Annotated in this window: 21 protein-coding genes; 11 read left to right on the top strand and 10 right to left on the bottom strand. The window is 77.1% G+C overall.

Features of this window, described 5'->3' with window-relative positions; translation table 11 throughout:
• Positions 1 to 1,044: an S-methyl-5-thioribose-1-phosphate isomerase gene (mtnA, locus tag WJX68_RS13850; RefSeq protein ID WP_340290734.1), complete on the top strand. Its 1,044-nt coding sequence runs from the start codon at positions 1 to 3 to the stop codon at positions 1,042 to 1,044.
• Here mtnA and WJX68_RS13845 read toward each other — a convergent pair.
• Positions 974 to 1,585 carry a class II aldolase/adducin family protein gene (locus tag WJX68_RS13845; protein ID WP_422785705.1) on the bottom strand — a complete coding sequence of 204 codons (612 nt, stop codon included), beginning with the start codon at positions 1,583 to 1,585 and terminating at the stop codon, positions 974 to 976. The two genes, mtnA and WJX68_RS13845, sit on opposite strands and share 71 nt — an antisense overlap.
• Before the next feature lie 143 nt (positions 1,586 to 1,728).
• Between WJX68_RS13845 and WJX68_RS13840 the strand changes: the two genes are divergently transcribed.
• Both WJX68_RS13840 and WJX68_RS13835 read left to right on the top strand, forming a co-directional pair.
• Positions 1,729 to 2,259 (top strand): hypothetical protein, encoded by a 531-nt coding sequence (locus WJX68_RS13840; protein WP_340290730.1) that lies wholly within the window; start codon positions 1,729 to 1,731, stop codon positions 2,257 to 2,259.
• The gene (locus tag WJX68_RS13835) at positions 2,256 to 3,287 is read left to right on the top strand and encodes a hypothetical protein (protein WP_340290728.1); all 1,032 of its coding nucleotides are present in this window, start codon (positions 2,256 to 2,258) and stop codon (positions 3,285 to 3,287) included. The genes WJX68_RS13840 and WJX68_RS13835 overlap by 4 nt, the downstream gene beginning before the upstream one ends.
• A 31-nt stretch (positions 3,288 to 3,318) precedes the next feature.
• On the opposite strand, the gene WJX68_RS13830 is transcribed toward WJX68_RS13835, so the two are convergent.
• The gene (locus tag WJX68_RS13830) at positions 3,319 to 4,098 is read right to left on the bottom strand and encodes an SDR family NAD(P)-dependent oxidoreductase (RefSeq protein WP_340290726.1); all 780 of its coding nucleotides are present in this window, start codon (positions 4,096 to 4,098) and stop codon (positions 3,319 to 3,321) included.
• Positions 4,099 to 4,305: 207 nt separating this feature from the next.
• Here WJX68_RS13830 and WJX68_RS13825 point away from each other — a divergent pair, with 207 nt between their 5' ends.
• Positions 4,306 to 4,665 carry a hypothetical protein gene (locus WJX68_RS13825; protein ID WP_340290724.1) on the top strand — a complete coding sequence of 120 codons (360 nt, stop codon included), beginning with the start codon at positions 4,306 to 4,308 and terminating at the stop codon, positions 4,663 to 4,665.
• 3 nt (positions 4,666 to 4,668) lie between these two features.
• Here WJX68_RS13825 and WJX68_RS13820 read toward each other — a convergent pair whose 3' ends face one another.
• The 3 genes from WJX68_RS13820 to WJX68_RS13810 form a co-directional block, all read right to left on the bottom strand.
• Entirely contained in the window at positions 4,669 to 5,517 is an 849-nt protein-coding gene (locus WJX68_RS13820) for a CBS domain-containing protein (protein ID WP_340290722.1), read from the bottom strand.
• 55 nt (positions 5,518 to 5,572) lie between these two features.
• Positions 5,573 to 8,992, bottom strand: coding sequence for a proline dehydrogenase family protein (locus tag WJX68_RS13815; protein WP_340290720.1), 3,420 nt, complete (start codon positions 8,990 to 8,992; stop codon positions 5,573 to 5,575).
• Between the two features lie 90 nt (positions 8,993 to 9,082).
• The gene (locus WJX68_RS13810) at positions 9,083 to 9,772 is read right to left on the bottom strand and encodes a maleylpyruvate isomerase family mycothiol-dependent enzyme (RefSeq protein WP_340290718.1); all 690 of its coding nucleotides are present in this window, start codon (positions 9,770 to 9,772) and stop codon (positions 9,083 to 9,085) included.
• A gap of 123 nt (positions 9,773 to 9,895) precedes the next feature.
• Between WJX68_RS13810 and WJX68_RS13805 the strand changes: the two genes are divergently transcribed.
• Entirely contained in the window at positions 9,896 to 10,579 is a 684-nt protein-coding gene (locus tag WJX68_RS13805; RefSeq protein WP_340290716.1) for a DUF4190 domain-containing protein, read from the top strand.
• A 34-nt stretch (positions 10,580 to 10,613) separates the two neighbouring features.
• Here the strand turns inward: WJX68_RS13805 and WJX68_RS13800 are convergent, their stop codons facing one another.
• A complete protein-coding gene (locus tag WJX68_RS13800) occupies positions 10,614 to 11,771 on the bottom strand; it encodes an SGNH/GDSL hydrolase family protein (RefSeq protein WP_340290714.1) in 1,158 nt (385 codons plus the stop codon).
• A 49-nt stretch (positions 11,772 to 11,820) separates the two neighbouring features.
• On the opposite strand from WJX68_RS13800, the gene WJX68_RS13795 reads away from it, so the two are divergent.
• Positions 11,821 to 12,243 (top strand): hypothetical protein, encoded by a 423-nt coding sequence (locus WJX68_RS13795; protein WP_340290713.1) that lies wholly within the window; start codon positions 11,821 to 11,823, stop codon positions 12,241 to 12,243.
• Between the two features lie 14 nt (positions 12,244 to 12,257).
• Positions 12,258 to 13,025, top strand: coding sequence for a PIG-L deacetylase family protein (locus WJX68_RS13790; RefSeq protein WP_340290712.1), 768 nt, complete (start codon positions 12,258 to 12,260; stop codon positions 13,023 to 13,025).
• Between the two features lie 26 nt (positions 13,026 to 13,051).
• Here WJX68_RS13790 and WJX68_RS13785 read toward each other — a convergent pair whose 3' ends face one another.
• Both WJX68_RS13785 and WJX68_RS13780 read right to left on the bottom strand, forming a co-directional pair.
• Positions 13,052 to 13,993, bottom strand: a complete 942-nt coding sequence (locus tag WJX68_RS13785; RefSeq protein ID WP_340290711.1) for an ATP-binding protein — start codon at positions 13,991 to 13,993, stop codon at positions 13,052 to 13,054.
• Positions 13,990 to 14,910 (bottom strand): MEDS domain-containing protein, encoded by a 921-nt coding sequence (locus tag WJX68_RS13780; RefSeq protein ID WP_340290709.1) that lies wholly within the window; start codon positions 14,908 to 14,910, stop codon positions 13,990 to 13,992. The genes WJX68_RS13785 and WJX68_RS13780 overlap by 4 nt, the downstream gene beginning before the upstream one ends.
• A gap of 172 nt (positions 14,911 to 15,082) precedes the next feature.
• Here WJX68_RS13780 and WJX68_RS13775 point away from each other — a divergent pair, with 172 nt between their 5' ends.
• Both WJX68_RS13775 and mdlC read left to right on the top strand, forming a co-directional pair.
• Entirely contained in the window at positions 15,083 to 15,304 is a 222-nt protein-coding gene (locus WJX68_RS13775; RefSeq protein ID WP_340290706.1) for a hypothetical protein, read from the top strand.
• 38 nt (positions 15,305 to 15,342) lie between these two features.
• The gene (gene mdlC / locus WJX68_RS13770; protein ID WP_340290703.1) at positions 15,343 to 16,944 is read left to right on the top strand and encodes a benzoylformate decarboxylase; all 1,602 of its coding nucleotides are present in this window, start codon (positions 15,343 to 15,345) and stop codon (positions 16,942 to 16,944) included.
• A 10-nt stretch (positions 16,945 to 16,954) separates the two neighbouring features.
• Here mdlC and WJX68_RS13765 read toward each other — a convergent pair whose 3' ends face one another.
• Entirely contained in the window at positions 16,955 to 18,757 is a 1,803-nt protein-coding gene (locus tag WJX68_RS13765) for an ABC transporter ATP-binding protein (protein ID WP_340290700.1), read from the bottom strand.
• A 75-nt stretch (positions 18,758 to 18,832) separates the two neighbouring features.
• Here WJX68_RS13765 and WJX68_RS13760 point away from each other — a divergent pair, with 75 nt between their 5' ends.
• On the top strand, positions 18,833 to 19,276 hold the full coding sequence (locus WJX68_RS13760) for a MarR family winged helix-turn-helix transcriptional regulator (protein WP_340290697.1): 444 nt from the start codon (positions 18,833 to 18,835) through the stop codon (positions 19,274 to 19,276).
• A gap of 21 nt (positions 19,277 to 19,297) precedes the next feature.
• On the opposite strand, the gene WJX68_RS13755 is transcribed toward WJX68_RS13760, so the two are convergent.
• Positions 19,298 to 20,539 (bottom strand): APC family permease, encoded by a 1,242-nt coding sequence (locus WJX68_RS13755; RefSeq protein WP_340290694.1) that lies wholly within the window; start codon positions 20,537 to 20,539, stop codon positions 19,298 to 19,300.
• Positions 20,540 to 20,602: 63 nt separating this feature from the next.
• Between WJX68_RS13755 and WJX68_RS13750 the strand changes: the two genes are divergently transcribed.
• Positions 20,603 to 20,881: a YrhK family protein gene (locus WJX68_RS13750; protein ID WP_340290692.1), complete on the top strand. Its 279-nt coding sequence runs from the start codon at positions 20,603 to 20,605 to the stop codon at positions 20,879 to 20,881.
• Positions 20,882 to 20,883: the final 2 nt, after the last annotated feature.

The following is a 20,883-nucleotide window of genomic DNA, read 5'->3' as shown; positions in this document are numbered from 1 at the left end:
ATGCGGATCGTGGACTGGGCCGGCGACGACGAGGGCGGCCCGGCGGTCGTGCTGCTGGACCAGCGGGCGCTGCCCGAGCGCACCGAGCACCTGTTCCTGCGCGGCGTCGACGAACTGGTCGCCGCGATCCGCTCGCTCGCGGTGCGCGGCGCCCCCAGCCTGGGCATCGCCGGCGCGTTCGGGGTGGCGCTCGCCGCGCACCTGCACGGCACCGCCACCCCGGTCGCCGTCGCCGCGGTCGGCGACGCGGCGCAACGGATCGCCACGGCCCGGCCCACCGCCGTCGGGCTGGAGCTGGGGGTGCGGCGTGCGCTGGACGCGCTCGGCGGCGGTCCGGCCGCGGTGCTCGCCGAGGCCCGCGCCGTCGCCGCGGACGCCGCCCGGGTCAACGACGCGGCCACCGTGCGCGCCGCCGACCTCGTCCAGGGGCTGTGCCCGGACCGGCCGCTGCGGGCGCTGACCGTCTGCAACACCGGTCCGCTCGCGACCGGCGCGGGCGGCACCGCGCTCGGGGCGATCCTGCGGCTGCACGAGCGCGGCGCACTCGCCGAGGCACTGGCGTGCGAGACCCGGCCGCTGCTGCAGGGCGCACGGCTGACGGTGTGGGAGCTGGCCGCCGCCGGCGCGCCGCACCGGCTCTGCGTGGACTCCGCGGGCCCGGCGGCGATCGCGTCCGGGCTGGTCGACGTGGTGTTCGCCGGGGCGGACCGGATCGCGGCCAACGGCGACGTCGCCAACAAGATCGGCACCTACATGCTGGCCTGTGCCGCGGCCCGCTCCGGGATCCCGTTCCTGGTCGTCGCCCCGGAGGAGACGATCGACCCGCACACCGCGACCGGCGCGGACATCGTCGTGGAGGAGCGCGGGGCCGACGAGGTCCGCGAGCACGGCGGCGTCCTGCGCACCCTCGCGGGGACGCCGGTCTACAACCCGGCGTTCGACGTGACGCCGTTCGAGCTGGTGACCGCGGTCGTCACCGAGTCCCGGGCGTGGTCGCCCGCACCGTCCGCCGCTGCCGGGCGAAGCGTCGCAGCGCCTCGCTGATCTCCTCGGCCGACAGCAGCCGCGGCTCCCCCACCGGCCGGGCGCGCAGCCAGACGTCGCACAGCCACTCCAGCTGGCGGGCGCCGTCGTAGGCGGCGCCGAGGGTGTCGGCGAGCACCAGCGTGCCGTGGTGGCCCAGGACGACCGCACTCGCGTCGCCGAGGGCGGCCATCGTGTTCGCGACGAGCTCGTCGCTACCGAACGGGGCGTAGTCGGCGACCCGCACGGCGCCGCCGAACATCGCGATCTGGTAGTGCACCGGAGGCACGTGGTCGGTCAGCAGCGACAGCGCGACGGCGGCCGGCGAGTGGGTGTGCACCACCGCCACGGTGCCCGGACGGCGGTGCGCGGCCAGGTGCAGGGCGAGCTCGCTGGTGGGGGCCCGGGTGCCTGCGACGACCGCGCCGGAGTCGTCGACGAGCACGACGTCCTCGGCGGTCATGGTCTCGTAGTCCACACCGGACGGGGTGAGCGCGACCAGCTCGCCGGTGCGCAGCGACAGGTTGCCCGAGGTGCCGACGACCAGGCCGTCGCGGACCATCCGGCGCGAGACGGTGCAGAGCAGCTCGCGGGCGGGGTCGTGCTCGGAGGTCACCGGGCCAGCATCGCACGACGGGCCGCGGCCGATCGTCACTTCTGTGGACGTGGAGTCCGCAGCCGCCTCCGTTCGGTGACCATGTGGGCATGCCTCCCGCCGCCGACGCCCCGATTCCCACCGACGCCCGCGACCGTCTCCGTGAGCTGCACGCACGTCTGCCCGCCGGCGCGGCCCCGGACCCGGTGGACCTCACGCGGATGCTGGAGCTGACCGACCGGGTCCTCGCCGACGACGACGCCGCGGAACGGGCACGGGAGGACGCGGCCCACGGTCGCAGCACCCTCGTCGTGCTGGCGGCCGCGGCCACCATGGCGGGCGTCGCGCTCACCGTGCTCGCGCTCGCCGCGATCGGTGCGGTCGCCTCGTCCACGGCGACGGTGATCGCGGGGACCCTGGTGCTGCTGCTCGCCGCGGTCGTGGCGCTGACCCACCTCCGCTCCGGACCGGTCGGCCACCGCCGTCGTGCCGCGCTCGCGCCGGCCGCCGCGGGCGCGGGCGTCGCGGGTGCGGTGGCCGCGGCCGCGGGGACACCGATGCCGGTGTGGGTGCTGCTGCTCCTCGCAGCGGTGGCCGGAGCCGGGCTGGTCGCCGGGACCGCCACCCGGGCCGCGCGGTGATCCGCCGCGATGCCGACGAGAGGTCGGTCCGGACGCTGCACCGCACCGTCGGGCGGCTCGAGGGCGAGCTCGTCGGCCGGCCCACCGGCAAGGACCTCGACCGGCTGCGCGACGGGCAGGGAGCACAGGCCCGGCGGGTCGACGCCCACGACCGCGCCATCCGCGAGCTGACCGAGCAGGTCGGGGAGCTCGCGACGGCGTTGCGGGAGGTGCGTTCCCGCGCCAGGGCGGACGCCGGCGCCGCGACCGCGCGGATCACGGAGCTGACCGGCACCGTGACCGGGCAGGCACGTCGGATCGAACGGCTCCACCGCGAGCTCCACCGGGTCGAGGACGCGCTACGGGCCGCCGCGGGCGTCCCGCTCGCGGACCTCGCCCCCACCGGCGACGACGACGATCTCGCCGCCGCCGTACGACGCGGGCGGCGGTGCGCCCGCGACCGCCTCGACGACGTGCAGCGCGCCGGCCACGAGGACGCCGTCGCGGCACCGCAGCGCTGGGAGCGGGCGCACGGCGAGATCGTCCGCGCCGTCGTGGCGGCCAGTCGCGCCGTCGCCGAGGCCCCGCCCGGCCGTGCGGACGCGGGGGCGGTCGCACGCTTCCGCGAGGCCCGGGACCGTCTCGTCGTGACCCGTGGGCAGCAGGGCGCGGTCCGGTCGGCGGCGGAGGCCTCCCGCGCGGTGCTGGACGCCGACGCCGAGCGCGAGCTGCTCGACGCGCCGGTGGTCGCGGCGGGCCGGCGCGCCCGGGACGAGCTGACCCGCACGTGGCGTGCGCGGCTGGACACCGCCGTCGGCGCCGGTCACCGCCTGCCCCCGTGGTTCGTGGCCGTGCTCGGGTCGGGGCCGCCACCGGACGCGGGCCCCTGGTACGACGCGGCCACGGCGTTGCTCGTGCACCGGACGGTGTTCGGGATCGGTGACCCCGTCGCCGCGCTCGGGGACGGGCCCGGCGACGGCTCCGACGAGGAGTACGCGGCCGAGCACGCCGCACTGGCCCGGCGGCTGGAGCCGTTCGGGCTGCCGTGAGGCGGCCCGCAGTGAGGCGGTGGCCGGGTGCTCAGTACATGACCTGCCCCGCCGTGACGTTCAGGTCCTGCCCGGTCAGCCCGCCGGCCTCCGGTGAGGACAGGAACGCGACGGTGGCGGCGACGTCGCCCGCGGTCACCAGCCGCCCCAGGGGCGACTCCGCGGCGAAGGACGCGCGGACCGCGGACTCGGCGAGTCCGCGGGCCGCGGCCTGGGCGGCGACGACCCGGTCCAGCCGCGGCCCCTCGACCCCGCCGGGCGAGACGAGGTTGACCCGCACCCCGTGCGGCCCGGCCTCCGCGGCGAGGGTGCGCACGAGACCGATGAGCGCGGCCTTCGACGCCGCGTAGGGCGTGCGCGCGGGCAGCGGGCGCTTGCCGGTCATCGACCCGACCACCACGACCGACCCGCTGCCCGCGGCGTACATGGCGGGCAGGAACTCGCGGGCGCACAGGAACACCCCGGTCAGGTTGACGGCGAGGGTGTCGGCCCAGTCGGCGGGGTCGACCTCGTGCAGCGGCGCCGTCGGCCCGGCGACACCGCTGTTGCACACCAGGGTGTCGACCCGGCCGAACTCCGCACCGGCCCGGCGGGCGGCCGCGGCCACCGACGCCGGGTCGCGCAGGTCCAGCGGGACGACCGCGGCCGCGCCGCCGTCGCCGGTGACCCGGGCGGCGACCCGCTCCATCTCGGGCACCGACCGTCCGGTGAGGACCACGGCGTCGCCGCGCGCGGCGAGCCGCAGCGCGATCTCCCGCCCGATGCCCGCGCCCGACCCGACCACCACCGCGACCCGCCGTCCGTCCGTCACCGGTCCAGGCTGGACCGGTGACGCGCGGTGCGCATCCGCGGGGCGGCCACCGACCGGGGGTCACACCTCCGGGTCGGACCGCGGGCGCCGGGGCGGTCCGGGCCGCAGGATCGTCGCACCGCGGGCGCGCCGGACCGGCCGGGCGCCGCGCGGACGGCGGTAGGAACCCGACCGCGCCGGTGCGCCGGCGCAGGAAGCGAGCACATCGTGAGGACCGCCCTGCGTGCCGCCGCCACCGCGGCCGCCACCCTGACCGCCGCCGTCGCCCTGGCCGCGGTGACCGCCGGCAGCGCCTCGGCGCAGCCGCTGCCCCCGGCCGAGCCGCCGCTGTCCCCGGCCGACCAGGCCGCGCAGTACGCCTGCCTGCAGCAGTACCTGAACTTCGCGACGCTGCCCGGCGACGCCCTGTCCGACCCCACCGGCTTCTCGGCGAAGGTCGGGCAGGCGGCCGCGGCGTGCGAGAAGGTCCGCGCCCCCGCCACGCCCGCCGTGCCCGCCGCGCCTGCCGTGCCCGCCGCGCCGGTCGTCCCGCCGGTCACGCCGCCCCTGGCGACGCCGGCGGGCTGAGCCTCAGAGCAGGTCGCTGCGGCTGAGCATCCCGACGAGCACGTCCTCGTCGTCCACCACGGGCACGACCCGGAAACCGCGCCGGGACAGCAGGTCCTCCGCGGCGGTGAGCGGGTCCCCGGGCTGGACGACCTGGACGTCGCGGGTCATCACCTCGGACACGGTGCGGGCGCGCAGCCGCCGCCCGCCGTCGACCGAGCCGTGCATGAGGTCGGCCTCGGAGACGATGCCGAGCAGGTGATCGTCGTCGTCGACGACGGGGACGGCGGTGAACCGGTAGGAGAGCAGGACCTCGGCGGTCTCGTCGAGGGCCAGCTCCGGCGGGATCGCGACGAGCCCGCCGTCGGTCATGACGTCGGAGACGCGCAGCGACGCGACCGGGCGCCCGCCGACCCGGCCGGCCCCGCGCGGGGCCATCGCCTCCGGCAGCGGCATCACCGGGACGACACCGCCGATCCGGCGGGCGGTCCGTCGCAGCCGCCCGCCGGAGTGGCGGGGCCGCAGCAGGTCGCTGCGGGTGATGACCCCGACCAGCACGCCGCGGTCCACGACGGGGACCAGGCGCAGCTCGCCGTAGACCCGCATCCGGTGCGCGACGATGGACACGTTGGTCGTCGGCAGCACCGACACGACCTGCTCGGTCATGGCGTCGCCGACGACGGCGTGCGGGTCGTCGCGGTGGCGCAGCACGTCGACCAGCGAGATCACCCCGACCAGAGAGAACCGCCGGTCGACCACCGGCAGGGCGGAGAACCGGGACTCGGCCATCCGTTCCTGCGCCCGGGCGAGCGGTGCGTCCGCCCAGACGGTGACGACGCGTTCGGTCATGACATCGCGCGCACGCACCACCATGGACGCACCGTAACCGCGTGACCGTTCCGCCCGCCAACGCCGGACGGCCCCGGTGTCAGCGTCGCTCGAGGTGCCCGAAGCGGTGCCGGGTCCGGCTGATCGCCTGCTCGCGCAGCACGCTCAGCAGCTCGCGGCGGCCGTCGAGCAGCACCGGTCCGTCCACCAGGGACGCCCCGGCCGCGGCGACGTCCGCGCGCAGCGCGTCGGGCACCGCGCCGAGTGCGCGGATCCGCTCGCCGGTCGACGGGGCGAGCCCGTCGCCGCCGTGCACCCCGCCGGGCAGGGCGCCGGCGGGCACGCCCGGGCCGTGCAGCCGCAGCACCGTGCCGGTCGTGGCGGCGGCGAGCAGCAGCCGCAGCACGTCGGCGCGGGCGGTCCCCCGCCCGCACCAGACGGTCAGCGTGGGCAGCGGCCGGTAGCGGAACACGTTCGACTCCGCGGCCAGCCCGGTCGGGTCGTGCTCGGGGGCGAACTCGGTGCGCCAGGCGGCCGCGTCGGACGCGGCGGCGCGGGCGAGCCGGTCGGCACAGGCCGGGTCGGGGCCGGCCGCGGCCAGCACCCGATCCGCCGCCGGGCCGGAGGTCGGTCCGGGCTCCGGGGCCGTCGCGGGGTCGGTCCAGGTCCCGAACTGGGCGACGTAGTTCGGGCCGCCGGGCTTGGCGCCGGGGCCGAGCACCGAGCCGTTCCACCCGCCGAAGGACTGGCGCTGCACGATCGCGCCGGTGATGTGCCGGTTGACGTAGGCGTTGCCGACCTCGACGCGGTCGAGCCAGTGGGTGATCTCGTCCTCGTCGAGGGAGTGCAGGCCGCCGGTGAGGCCGAACCCGGTGTCGTTCTGCCAGGCGATCGCCTCGTCGAGGTCGCGGGCGGCCATCAGCCCCAGCACGGGCCCGAAGCACTCGGTGCGGTGGAACCAGCTGCCCGGTGACACCCAGGCCCGCACGCCGGGGGTCCAGACGGTCTCCGAGACCCGGCGCGGGCGCACCAGCCACCGCTCCCCCGGCTCCAGGGTGGTCAGCGCGCGGTGCAGCTTCGCCGAGGGCGCCTCGATGAGCGGGCCCATCGTCGTCGCGAGGTCGGTGCCGGGGCCCACGCGCAGGGTGGTGACGGCGTCGGCGAGCTTGCGGCGCAGCCGCCGGCCGAACGCCGAGCCGGTGGCGGCGGGGCCGACGAGGATCGCCAGCGACGCCGCGGAGCACTTCTGACCGGCGTGCCCAAACGCCGAACGCACCAGATCGGCGACGGCGAGGTCGGGGTCCGCGGCGGGGGTGATCACGAGCGCGTTCTTGCCGCTGGTCTCCGCGACCAGCGACAGGTCGGGCCGCCAGGACCGGAACAGCGCCGCCGTCTCCGACGACCCGGTCAGGACCACGCGGTCCACCTCGGGGTGGGTGACGAGGCGCCGGCCGGCGTCGGACTCGTCGGTGGGCAGCAGCTGCAGGGCGTCGCGCGGGATGCCGGCGCGGTGCAGCGCCGCGACCCCGGCCTCGGCGCACGCCCGCACCTGCGGGGCGGGCTTGAGCAGCACCGGGGCGCCCGCGGCGAGCGCGGCGAGGCACCCCCCGAGCGGGATGGCGACCGGGAAGTTCCACGGCGGGGTCACCGCGACGACCCGGTCGGCGACGAACGGCGCGCCGTCGAGCTCGGCGGCCCGCTCGGCGTAGTAGGCGGCGAAGTCGACGGCCTCGGAGATCTCGGGGTCGGCCTCGGCGACGGTCTTGCCCGCCTCGTCGAGCATCACCGCGAGCAGGGTGCCGCGGGCGGCGGCCAGGGCGCGGGCGGCGCGGCGCAGCAGCGCGGCCCGCTCGGCGGCGGGCACGTCGCGCCAGCCCGACCCGCGGGCCCGGCGCACGGCGGCGTCGACCTCCGCCGGGTCGGTGACGACCGCGAGCGCGGGCCGCGGCGCGGTCGCCGTGGCGGCGCGGCGGGCCCACTCGCGGTTCGCGGGCAACGACGGGTCGGTGTCGGGCTCGTTGACGAACCCCGCGGGGAGCTCGCCGGCGGGCAGCGGGCCGTCGGCGAGGACGGGGGCCTCGGCGCGCCGGTCCTGGGTGCGGCGCGGGCCGTCGGCGACGAGGTCGCGGTCGCGCACCGAGGCGAGGAACCGGTCGAGATAGCTGTCCGGCCCACCGGAGTCCGGGGCGAACAGCGTGTAGAGGTAGCCCTCCGGTGAGGCGTTCTCCTCCAGCCGCCGGACCAGGTAGGACACCGCGGTGTCGAAGTCGCCGCGGTGCACGACGGGGGTGTAGAGCACGAGCTGCGAGCCGGGCCCGGCGGCGGGCAGGTCGGCGGCGACGGCGTCGGCGAACGCGGGCGCCATGCCCTGCAGCATCTCCAGGTCCAGCTGGGCGCGGGCCCCGCGCGACGCGGCCAGCTCCAGGGCGAGCGCGACGTGGTGCAGGTGGTGCGAGGCGACGCCGAGGCGCATCCCGGCGGCGTGCGGGCCGCCGATCCCGCGGTCGAGCAGGCGGACGTAGTTGGCGTCGACCTCGGCCTTGGTCGCGTACGGCGCCCGCGGCCAGTCGTGCAGCTCGGCGTCGACCCGTTCCATGGCGAGGTTGGCGCCCTTGACCAGGCGGACCTTGACGGGCGCGCCGCCGCCGGCCGCGCGCCGGGCGGCGAACTCCCCGAGCTCGTCGAGGGCCGCGACGGAGTCCGGCAGGTAGGCCTGCAGCACGATCCCGGCGGGCAGGTCGTGGAACTCCGGCCGGGACAGCAGCGTGGTGAACAGCGCGACGGTGAGGTGGAGGTCCTTGTACTCCTCCATGTCGAGGTTCACGAACACGCCGTGCTCGCGCGCGGCCCGGTAGAGCCCGAGCAGGCGGGTGACGAGCCGGTCGCGGCTGCCCTCGAGGTCCCAGGGCACGAGCTGCGCGGCCACCGAGGACGCCTTGACCGACACGTGGTCGACGCCGGGGCGGCGCAGCAGCGCGATCGTGCGCTCCAGGCGGCGGTCGGCCTCCTCGTCGCCGAGGACGGCCTCGCCGAGCAGGTTCAGGTTGAGCCGGTGCCCCTCGCGCCGGGCCCGCTCCAGGCGGCGGTCCAGCGACCGCCCGGAGGCGTCGACGACCAGGTGCCCGACCAGGCTGCGCAGCCGCGACCGGGCGGCCGGCACGACGACGTGCGGGAGCACCGTCGCCAGCCGGCCGCCGGCACGCAGCAGCAGCCGGTCGGCGCCGGAGACGAACCCGGGCAGCTCCGCCCCGGCCCCGGCCAGCCGGGCCAGCTCGCGGGCGGCGACGCGGTCGTCGGCGGGGCGGGCGACCCGGTCGACGAAGCGCAGCGTGAAGTCGACCCCGGCGGGGTCGTGCATCAGCGCGGCCAGCCGCTCGGTGGGGTCGGTGCCGCGGCCGGCGGGCCCGCCGTGGCCGGGGGTGGTGCCGGTGCGCTCGGTCCAGCGGCGCACGCGCTCGACGGCGCGCCGGGTCAGGGCGTCGTCGAGGGCGGGGACGGGGTGGGTGGGGTGCACGCTCACGCCGCCAGTCTGGACCGATGTCAGGACCGTGTCACGTCTACGGTGCTGACAATTCGGTGACGGGCGCGGCCGGGCCCGCCCGCGGGCGGGTCAGGACTCGGTCAGGTCCCGCTCCGGCAGGGACCCGAGCAGTGCGAACGCCGGCAGGTAGGGCTCGACGTCACCGCGTTCGGTCCAGGACCGCAGCTGGGCCGCGGACCGGCGGGTGACCAGCGCGCGGGCCAGCTCGAAGTCCGGGGCCCGCACGACGACGGCCGCACCGGCCTCGTCGGCGTCGCCGGAGACCCAGCGGCGCCCGTCGCCGAGCAGCGCGATCGGCGGGAGACCGTCCAGGGCGGCGGCGAAGCGCCCGAGGAATCGGTCCATGATCGCGTAGAGCCCGGGGGTGTGCTGCCCGCCGGGCGCACCGAGCGCCCCGCGCAGGTCCTGCTCGTGGATGATCACGTCGCCCAGCGGGCGGGTGTTGTGCGCGGCCATCCAGTCGCGCAGCGGGCCGGTCAGCGACTCCCACTCCGCGACCAGGGCGGCCACGTCGTGGTCGCGGCGGGCCTCGACCTGGCGCTCGGTCCACTCCTCGTTGTGGTCGTCGGGCTCGTCGCCGCGCACGACGTCGGCCCCCAGGCCGACCATGTGCGAGAACAGGTCGCGCACCGTCCAGTCCGGGCACGAGGGGACGCGCAGCTGCGACCGCTCGGGCGGCAGGTCCCGCACCAGGTCGATCACCCGGCGCTGGGCCCGGGTCCACTCCTCGATCTCGTCGATGCCGCTCACGGGGCGCATCCCATCACGACCGGGGCGACCGTGCCGCCCCGTGGGTGTTTTGCCTGGACCGGGCCGGGGCACGTGGGGATCATCGACCGTGAGACCGAGACCCTCACCGGGGTCGGCGAGGAGAGGACCAGCGTGAGCAGCCCACCGCCCTACCCGGGACAGCCCGGCGACCCGCACGACCCCGACCGGCAGCAGGGGTGGCAGGACCGGCCCACCCGGCAGGAGCCCGCCGGGGAGCCGGGGCAGCAGTACGGCGGGCAGCCGTACGGGCAGCAGCCGCAGTACGGCGAGCAGCAGTACCCCCCGCAGCAGCAGTACGGACAGCAGGGTCAGCAGCAGTACGGACAGCAGCCCTACGGCGCCCAGCAGCCCTACGGGCAGGCCGGCTACCCGGACCGTCCCCCCGCGGGCGGGGGCCAGGGCTGGTCGGGGGGCGGGGCGGCGGCGCAGCCGCGCAACGGCATCGGGATCGCGGCCCTCGTGCTGGGGATCCTGGCGTTCCTGACCGGCTTGGTCTTCGTAGGAGCCCTGTTCGGCCTGTTCGCGATCGCGCTGGGGATCATCGGGATCAGCCGCGCGTCCAAGGGGCTGGCGACCAACCGCGGGATGGCGATCACCGGTCTCCTCCTCGGTGTGGTCGGGGTGCTCATGGCCGTCGCCGTCGGCGTCCTCTTCGCCAACCTGTACGACGAGATCGGCGGAGGCCAGTTCGTGAGCTGCGTGCAGCAGGCGGGCGCCGACCAGGCCGCAGCCGCCCAGTGCCAGCAGGAGCTCGAGGAGCGGATGCGCGATCGGATCGACCAGGTCGGCGGCTGAACCGGTTCCTTCCGGGCGGCCCGGCCCCGCCGCCTCAGCCGCCGACCGCCAGGCCGTCGAACGGCCCGCCCGGGCCGAAGGCGAGGCGGGCGAACCGCTCGCCCATGCGCTCGTGGGCGGACGGGCACGGGTGCAGCCGGTCCGGCAGGGGCAGCTCGGCGTGGTCGGCCTCGCCGTAGAGCTCGCGGCCGTCGAGCAGGGCCAGCGCCGGGTCGTCGGAGCGGGCCGCGACGACGGCGGCGAGCTCCTCGCGCACCACCGACAGCGTGAGCGTCCCGGCCGCCACCTGCGCGGGGTCCCCGGTCGCCCGGAAGCGCAGCACGCCGTCGACGACCTCGGGCGCGCCGGGGCCCGGGGTGTGCTCGTGGATCGGGCAGAGCACCGGGGACACGACCAGCAGCGGGACGTCGGGCCGGGCGTCGCGGATGGTGTCGAGGAACCCGTGCACGGCGGGCCCGAACGCGCGGCGGCGCATCAGGTCGGCGTTCACGACGTTGATGCCGAGCTCGAGGGCGATCGCGTCGGCGGGGACGTCCCGGATCGCGCGGGCGACGAACGGGTCGAGCAGGGCGCTGCCGGAGAACCCCATGTTGACCAGGTCGACCCCGGCGGCGCGGGCGGCGAGCGCGGGCCAGGTGGCGCTCGGCCCGGCGGCGTTGCTGCCCTGGCTGATCGAGCTGCCGTGGCACAGCCAGACCGGTCGCCCGCCCGGCGCGACGGCGACGACGGGTGCGTCGGTGCGCAGCGCGATCACCTCGGTGATCTCGTTGTGCGGCAGCCAGATCTCGACCAGCACGTCGTGCCCGGGCAGGGTGAACGCGACGGTGCCGGGGCCGCCGTCGGTGGTGGTGGACTCCCCCGTCGCCGGGTCGGTCATCAGCACCGTCCCGCCGGTGGTGACCGCGCGGGCGACCGGGCGGCCGTCGATGTGCAGGTCGTAGGAGCCGTCGGGCCGCAGCGGGGCACCGACCAGGCCGATCCGGGTGCGCAGGGTCGCCAGCTCCACGGTGCGCGCCGCGGTGCGGAACACCACGCGCACGCCGGAGGGCTGGCTCTGCGCGCCGGCCAGCTGCGGGTCGGTGTTGCGGGCGCGGGCGGCACCGGGCAGTCGCTGCGGGAGGAGCCCGGCGCGGCCGGGGACGGTGTCGAGCGCGCCGTGCAGCAGGTCGGGCCGGACCGGGGTGGTGATCACCCCCGCAGCCTGGCACGCGGACGCGCCGGAGTCCGGTGAGAATCGCGGGGTGCTGATCGCCGCCGTGGTCCAGGCCGTCGCGACCCTGCTGCTGGCCGGGGTGGCCTGGACCGTGCAGGCGGTGGTGTACCCGGCGTTCGCGCTGGTCCCGGCACCGGCGTGGCCCCGGTACCACGCGGCGCACTCCCGCGCGGTCACGCTGGTCGTCGGGCCGCCGTGGGTCGCGCAGGGTCTCGCGACGGCGGCGCTGCTGCTCCTCGCGCCGGGCGAGCCGCTGTCCTGGGCGGCGGCCGTGCTCGCCGCGGCGGGGGTGGCGGTGACCCTGCCCGCGGTGTCGCTGCACGCGCGGCTGGACCCGGCGGCGCGGCCCGGCGACCTGCGCCGGCTGCTGCGGGTGAACCTCGTGCGGGCGCTGGTGTGGACGGCCGGGTCCGCGGTGGGGGTCCTGGCCGTGCTGTCCGCGCACGGATGACCCAGGATGGCCGGGTGACTGCGACCGAGGACGAGCGGACGGCGGCCGACGACCGCGCGCACACCGCGGTGGGGCGCGTGCTGGTGATCGCCGCCCACCCCGACGACATCGACTTCTCTTGCAGCGGCACCGTCGCGGTGTGGACCGCGGCCGGGGTCGCGGTGACCTACTGCCTGGTCACCGACGGCGACGCCGGCGGGTTCGACCCCGCGGTGCCCCGCAGCGAGATCGCGGGCATCCGGCGCAGCGAGCAGACCGCCGCCGCGGCCGTCGCCGGGGTGACCGACCTGGTCTTCCTCGGCTACCCCGACGGGCGGCTGACCGTGACCCTGGAGCTGCGCCGCGACCTGGCCCGGGTCATCCGGCAGGTGCGGCCGGACCGGGTCGTCGTGCCGCCCCCGGTGCGCGACCTGCGCAGCATGTACGGCAGCCACCCCGACCACACCGCCACCGGCGAGGCCGCGCTGTGCGCGGTCTACCCCGACGCGCGCAACCCGTTCGCCTTCCCCGAGCTCGCCGAGGCGGGCCACGAGGCGCACAGCGTCGCCGAGGTGTGGGTGACCGGCCCCGCTCCCGCCGACGACCCGGACGGCGCCCGCCACGTCGACGTGACGGACACGATCGACGTGAAGATCAAGGCGCTGCGGGCCCACGAGAGCCAGACCGCGCACATGACCGAGCTCGAGGACATGATCGGGAAGTGGGCCGGGTCGCTCGCGAAGCGGGCCGGGTTCCCCAGCGGCAGGCTCGTGGAGTCCTTCCACGCCCTCGACACGGCCTGACCTGCGGCCCGTCCCCGGACCCGCGCTCAGGCGGCGGCGCGGATCCGCACATGGGTCCCGGTGTCGTCGCGCCACACGTGGAGCAGGTCGCACAGCTGGCGGGCGATCCACATGCCGCGCCCGTGCGCGCGGCCCGGGTCGGGGGTGGCGAGCCCGGGCAGCGGGTCGGCGAGGCGGCCGCCGTCGTGGATCTCGCACACCACGTCGTGCTCGGGGGTCCACAGCATCAGCTCGGCGGTGCGGCTGCCGTGGTGCACCGCGTTCGTGGCGACCTCGTTGACCGCGACGGTGACGTCCTCGGCGCGGGAGCCGGGGAATCCCTGGCCGCGCAGGGCCTCGCCGACCGCGCGGCGGACCTCGCGCAGCCGGGCGGCGTCGAACCGGAACGCGACGGCCGGGGCACCGAGCTCCGCGGGCACGGCGGCGGGCACGTCGTCGAGCAGCCGGCGCGGGTCGGCGGGCTCGCCGGGAGACAGCGACCCGTCGGCGTCGCGCACCCAGGGGTGGGCCCGTCGCACGACCTCGGCGACCGGGGCGGGCAGGCGGTCGGGGAAGAAGCAGTGCAGGTGCACCGGCAGGTCGGCCAGTGCGAGCGCCACGGCGGCCTCGACCTCGCCCCAGTAGGCGCCGCGGGGGTCGTCGAGGTCGGCGGAGTACTCGACGACGACGGTCACCGGCCCGTCCCCGCGCCGTACCCGCTCCCGCACGTCACGGGCGAGCAGCCCGGCGACGGTCTGGCCCGACGGGCCGTCCGGGCCGCTGTCGCGGCGCAGCCGCAGCAGCCCCGCGACGGCGTCGGCGCCGAGCGCACCGGCGACCCGGCCGCGCAGCGCGACCTCGGTGACCGGCCGGAGCAGGGTCGCGACCGTGCCGCCTGCGGCCAGGGCGTCGAGCACGGCGGCCGACAGCCGGCCGGCGAGGTCCTCGTCGTCGCGGGCGCGGCACAGCGCGTGGACGAGACCGCTCACGCCCCCTGCCCTCCGGCGGCGAGGCCGAGGGCGTCCGCGGTGCACAGCGGGTGCCGCTCACGGACCACGAGCTCCAGCTGCGGGGCGAAGCCCGCGCCGCAGCGCTCCAGCAGCCGCGCGACGCCCGGGCGCAGGTTCTCCAGCCGCAGCAGGACGCTGACCGGGAGCTCGTCCGCGGCGTGCACGAGGCTGACGGCGCCGGCCACGTCGACGAAGCGCAGCGCCGACAGGTCCGCGGTCAGCGTGCCCTCGCCGACCTCGCCGCGCACCACCTTGTCGATCAGCCGTGCCAGCACCCGGCGGACCTGCGGCCGGTTGGCGTGGTCGATCTCCCCGGCCAGCCGGACGCGGGCCGGGCCGGTCGTGGTGATGCGCAGCAGGCTGTCGTCGTGCAGCGGGGCGGCGGGCGGCTCGGCCGGATGCAGGGCGCGCATCGTGGCGATCAGGTCGTCGGGGTAGCGCAGGTGGTCGTAGACGCACAGCGCCCGCAGCGGGTGCGCGCGGACCGCCTCGTCGAGCAGGCGGTCGTACTCGTCGAGCACGACCCCGCCGGGGCGGCGCAGGCCGTGGTCCATCTGGCCGCTGAAGCGCAGCCCGGACCAGCCGGCGCCGAGCGCGTCGCCGACGTTCTGCTCCATCAGCCCGGCGAGCTCGTCGATCGGGGCGTGCAGCGCGGCCCGGGTGAACTCCTGCGGGACGAGCTGGAACTGCCCGCTGCGCAGCGGCCCGGTGACGTCGACGCCGTCGTCGGCGAGGCGGGAGAGCACGAGGTCGGCGGTGTCGTCGTCGAAGTAGGCGACCCGCTCACCGGCGACGAGACCCTCGGCCAGGAACACCGCGACGTCCTCGGCGAGCTGCTCGTCGCTCACCGGCACGGTCAGCACGTGCCGGACGGCCTCCTCCACCGGTGCGGTCACGCGCCACCCCCGTCCGCGCCGCACGTCGACGGGGCGCCGGACCACGATAGGTGATCACGGGCACCCGGGCATCCCGGCGCTTCCGCACAGGCGCGCCGAGGCGTAGAGTTAGCCGGACCGAACTTCGGTGTTCGGGGCGCGTGATCCACGCGCCGATCGGGAGGTGGTCACCGTGTTCCGAGCCGCTCCGGAGCCGCAGCGGACCGAGGCGCGCACCGTCGTGCTGGCCGGGCTGCTGATGCTCCTGCTCGCCGCCGCCACGGTCGTCTCGGTGTCGCTCGGGTCGCCGGCGGTCACCGTGGCCCTCGCGGCCGCCGCGGTCGCGGTGCGGCCGCTGGTCCGTCGCGGGCTCGCCCGCTCCCGCCGCGCCGGACGGGCGCTCGCCCGGCGCTGAGCCCGTCTACCGTGGGCCTCCCGACCCCTGGAGGCACCATGGCGACCGTCGGCGAGGCCGGCTGGCAGGTCCTGACCGCCCACGGCATCGACACCGTGTTCGGCAACCCCGGCTCCAACGAGCTGCCGTTCCTGGCCGCGATGCCGCAGGGCGTGCGCTACGTCCTCGGCCTGCACGAGGGCGCCGTGCTGGGCATGGCCGACGGCTACGCCCAGGCCGGCGGCGGTCCCGCGCTGGTCAACCTGCACGCGGCGTCCGGGTCGGGCAACGCCATGGGGGCGCTCACCAACGCGGTCTACTCGCACTCCCCGCTCGTGCTCACCGCGGGCCAGCAGGTCCGCTCCACGATCGGCCAGGAGGTCATGCTGACCAACGTGGACGCCGCCGCGCTGCCGCGTCCGCTGGTCAAGCACTCCGCCGAGCCCGCGAGCCCGCAGGACGTGCCGCGCGCGCTGTCCCAGGCGGTGCACACCGCGCTGCTGGAGCCGCGCGGACCGGTCTACCTCTCCGTCCCCTACGACGACTGGGCCGCGCAGGCCGGCGCGGACGCCGCGTACCTGCCGTCGCGGCGCACCCGCACCGCCGCCGCCCCGGACGAGGACGCGCTGACCGAGCTGGCCGGGGCCCTCTCCGGGGCCGCGGACCCGGTCCTGGTGCTGGGCCCGCAGGTCGACGCCGACCGCGCGAACGCCCACGCCGTCGCGCTCGCCGAGTCCCTGGCCTGCCCGGTGTGGATCGCGCCGTCGGCGTCGCGCTGCCCGTTCCCGACCCGGCACCCGGCGTTCCGGGGGATCCTGCCGCCGTCGGTGCGCGGGGTGTCGCAGCACCTCGCCGGGCACGACGTCGTGCTCGTCGCGGGTGCCCCGGTGTTCCGCTACCACCAGTGGATCCCCGGCGACCTGCTGCCGGACGGGACGCGGCTGCTGCACCTGACCGCCGACCCGGCCGAGGCCGCACGCGCGCCGATGGGCGACGCCTGGGTCGGCCCGGTCGGCGCCACCCTCGCCGCACTCGCGCAGCGGGTCCCCGACGCGGGCCGCCCGCCGCTGCCCCCGCTGCCACCCCCGCCGGTCCCCCACGGCGCGCAGGACCACGTCCCGCCGCAGCAGCTCGCCGCGCTGGTGCGCGACGCGGCGCCGGCCGGGACGGTCCACGTCTGCGAGTCCACCTCGACCATCGACGACGTCATCGCCCAGGCCGACTTCACCGAGCCGGGCAGCTACCTGTTCCCCGCCTCGGGCGGGCTCGGGTTCGGCCTGCCCGCCGCCGTCGGCGCCCAGCTCGCCCACGGCTGGGGGTTCGACGGGGCCCGCCGGGTCGTCGCCCTGGTCGGCGACGGCTCGGCCAACTACGGCATCACCGCGCTGTGGACGGCGGCGCAGTACCGGGTGCCGGTGGTGTTCGTGATCCTCAAGAACGGCACCTACGGCGCGCTGCGCGGCTTCGCCGACCTGCTGGGCACCGGGGAGACCCCCGGCCTGGACGTGCCCGGGCTCGACTTCGTGAAGATCTCCGAGGGCTACGGCGTCCCTGCGGTGTCGGTGCGCGACGCCGCGGGTGCCGCGGCCGCGCTGAAGGAGGCGTTCGCCGCCGACGGCCCGCGCCTGGTGGAGGTCGTCACCGCGCCCGGGGCCGGCTGAGCCGCGGCACTCACGCCGCGGCCAGTGCGGCGTAGCGCCCGGCGCCGGCGACCAGCTCGTCGTGGGTGCCGGACTCGACGATCCGGCCGTGGTCGACCACGGCGATCCGGTCGGCGTCGCGCACGGTGGACAGCCGGTGCGCGATCGTGATCGTCGTGCGGCCGGCCGACAGCGCGTCGAACGCGGCCTGTACGGCGCGCTCGGTGCGGGTGTCCAGCGCGCTGGTGGCCTCGTCGAGGACCAGCACCTTCGGGTCGCGCAGCAGCGTGCGGGCGATCGCGATGCGCTGCTTCTCCCCGCCGGAGAAGCGGTGCCCGCGCGAGCCGACGACGGTGTCGTAGCCCTCGGGCAGCGCGACGATCGCGTCGTGGATCTGCGCGGCGCGCGCGGCGGACTCGATCTCGGCGTCGGTGGCGCCGGGCCGGGCGTGGCGCAGGTTCTCCCGCACGGTGGTGTGCAGCAGGTAGGTGTCCTGCCCGACGACGCCGACGATCCGGGTCAGGTCGGCCGCGGCGACGTCGCGCAGGTCGACGCCGTCGATCGTGACCCGGCCCGACGTGGGGTCGTGCAGCCGGGCGACCAGGCCGGCCAGCGTCGTCTTGCCCGACCCGGTCTCGCCGACCAGGGCCAGCGTGGTCCCGGCGGGCACGTCGAGGTCGATCCCCGCGACGGCGGCGGTGTCGGCGCCCGGGTAGGCGTAGGTGACACCGGTGAACTCCACGTGGCCGCGGACGCGGTCGTGGTCGACCGCGACCGGGTGCTCGGGCTCGGCGACGTCGACGGTCAGGTCGAGGTACTCGAAGATGCGGGCGAACAGCGCGAGCGAGGCCACGATCTGCACCCCGACCGAGAGCAGCCCCATGACCGGCCGGAACAGGCCGGACTGCAGGGCGGTGAACGCGACCAGGGTGCCGATGCTCATCGTGCCGGCGGCGAAGGGCAGCCCGGCGGAGAGGTAGATGACCGCGGGGACGGCGGCGAACACGACCTGGGTCACGGCCATCGTCCAGCGCCCGGCGAGCTGGCTGCGCAGCTCCAGCCCGATCAGCCGCGACGACGAGTCGGTGAAGCGGCGGGTGAGCTCCGGGCCGCTGCCGAGCGTCTTGGACAGCGCGACGCCGTCGACCGACAGGCTCTCCTCGACCGTGACGTTGAGGTCGGCGAGCTCCCGCTGCTGCGCCGCGGTGATCGCGCGGCGGGTGCGGGCGACCCGGCGGGTCAGCAGGACCGCGGGCGGCAGCACGACCACCGAGACCAGCGTCAGCTGCCAGGACAGCGCCAGCATCGCGACCAGGGTGGCGACGGTGGTGGTCAGGTTCGACGCGACCGAGGTGGCCGTGGTCGTGACCACCGACTGCATGCCGCCGATGTCGCCTGAGATGCGCGACTGCACCTCACCGGTGCGGGTGCGTGTGAAGAAGGCCAGGCTCTGCCGCTGCAGGTGGGCGAAGACGCCGGTGCGCAGCCCGTGCATGACCTCCTGGCCGATGCGGGTGGAGATCCAGGTCTGGACGACGCCGAGCGCGGCGGTGACCGCGGCGACGGCGACCATGCCGGCGGCGAGCCAGGCGAGCAGCACGACCTCGCGCTGCGGCAGGGCGACGTCGATGACCTCGCGCAGCAGGAACGGCGAGGCCATCCCCACGACCGAGGACGCCACGATCGTCACGACGACGACGGCGAGCGGGCCGCGGTGCGGGGCGAACAGCCGGCCGATGCGGCGCAGCGAGACGTCGCGGGCCTGCGCGCGTTCCTCGGGGGTGGCGGTGCGGGGGTCCGGCCGTCCGGGCCGGTTCGGGGGTCGGGTCTCCAAGGGGCGCCTCCGGGTCGAATTACTGTGGTTGCCTCACTATGAGGCAGCAACAGCGTCAGGCGCTAGTCTGTTCCCGTGCCGGACCGGGAACCGAGGACCGACCTCGTCGACGCGTTCTGGGCGGTGGCGCGCTCGCTGCGCCACGCCTCGGCCGGGCGGCTGGCCGGGTGGGGGCTGACGCCGTCGCAGGCGCGGGCGCTGGGGACGCTGGTGCGCCATGGCGAGATGCGCCCCGGCGCCCTGGCCGCCCACCTGCGGATCACCCCGCGCTCGGCGACCGAGGTCGTCGACGCCCTGGCCGGGCTGGGGCTGGTGGAGCGCGGGACAGACCCGGCCGACCGGCGGGCGGTGCTGGTCCGGGTCACCGACGCGGGCGCGGCCACCGCGCGCGACGTGCGGGCGGCGCGGGCGGACGGCGCCGAGGCGCTGTTCGGGCGGCTGTCGGACGCCGACCGGGCGGAGCTGGGCCGGATCCTGGCCGTGCTGCGCGCCGGGATCGACGACGAGCGCCGCTGCTGAGCCCCGGCGCCCGCCGGCGGGTCAGCCCCCGCCGGGCGCCGCGCGGCCGCGCCGGCCCCGCAGCACGGCGCGCGCCGCCATCGCGACCAGCAGGACCGCCGTACCGGACAGCACCGCCACCGGCGGCAGCAGCGCCGCGAGCCCCACGCAGCCCAGCAGACCCAGCGCCGACAGCGCGCGGCGCCACGGCCGGGCGCGGTGCAGGGTGAGCGCCGCGGCGTTCGCGACGGCGTAGTAGAGCAGCACCGCGAACCCGGACAGCCCGATCGCGGTCACCGGGGCCGCGGTGAGCACGAGCAGAAGGACGACCGCGCCCACCGCGAGCTCGGCCCGGTGCGGCACCGCGAACCGGGGGTGGACGGCGGCCAGCGCGCCGGGCAGCTCCCGGTCGCGCGCCATGGCGAGCACGGTGCGCCCGACCCCGGCGACGAGCGCGAGCAGCACCCCCGCCGACGCGAGGGCACCCCCGGCCCGCACGAGCACGGTCGTGCCGTCGCCGGCGGCGGTCGCGAGCGGCGCGGCGGAGGCCGCCAGCGCGTCCGGCCCGGCCGCCCGCAGCGCGACGACGGCGACGACGGCGTAGACGGCGAGCACCAGGGCGAGCGCGACCGGGACCGCGCGCGGGATCGTGCGGGCCGGGTCGCGGATCTCCTCGCCGAGCGTGGCGATGCGGGCGTAGCCGGCGAAGGCGAAGAACAGCAGCCCGGCGGCCTGCAGCACCGCGAGCGGGCCGGCGTCGCCCCAGCCGGCGAACGGGTCGGTGACCGCGGGGCGGGCGGACGCGGCGACGACCACGACGGCCAGCACGGCCAGCACGGCCACGACGAGCACCCGGGTGGCCGCCGCGGTGCGGGTGATGCCCCGCAGGTTCACCGCCACGACGGCGACGACCGCGGCCGCGGCGACCGCGCGGGCGTGCCCGGGCCAGGCGTACGAGCCGAGCGTGAGTGCCATCGCCGCGCACGACGCCGTCTTGCCGGTGACGAACGCCCACCCGGCCAGCGCGCCCCAGGCCGGTCCCAGACGGCGGCGGCCGTACACGTAGGCGCCGCCGGACTCGGGGTGGCGGGCCGCGAGCCAGGCCGAGGACATCGCGTTCGCCGTCGCCACCACCGCGGCGACGAGCAGCGCCGGGAGCAGCGCGGTCCCCGCGACGGCCGCGGCCGGCCCGAGCACCGCGAACACCCCCGCGCCGAGCATCGAGCCGACGCCGAGGACGACGGCGTCGCCGGTGCCGAGCCTGCGTTGCGGGGTCGTGTGCACGTGTTCGTCCTCCGTGGTCGGGACGCGGGTGGGATCGGCGCGACGGCGGGTACCCGCAGCGGCATGGGACCCACCGCGCCGCTGACCTTCACCATCGGCCACGAGGAGCTCGTCGTCCGGCGCCGCTACGAGGTGCTCAGCATCGTCAACGACATCCTCGTCGCCCTGTGGTTCGTGGTCGGCAGCGTGCTGTTCTTCTCCGAGTCCACCACCTACGCGGGCACCTGGCTGTTCCTGGTCGGGTCGGTCGAGCTGATGGTGCGCCCGGTCATCCGGCTGACCCGCCGGGTGCACCTGCGCCGGATCTCCGGACGGCCGCCGGAGGCGGACCACGACTTCTGACC

This window comes from Pseudonocardia spirodelae, from assembly GCF_037727765.1.
GTDB lineage: Bacteria > Actinomycetota > Actinomycetes > Mycobacteriales > Pseudonocardiaceae > Pseudonocardia > Pseudonocardia spirodelae.
This window is presented reverse-complemented; position numbering and strand designations above follow the sequence as displayed.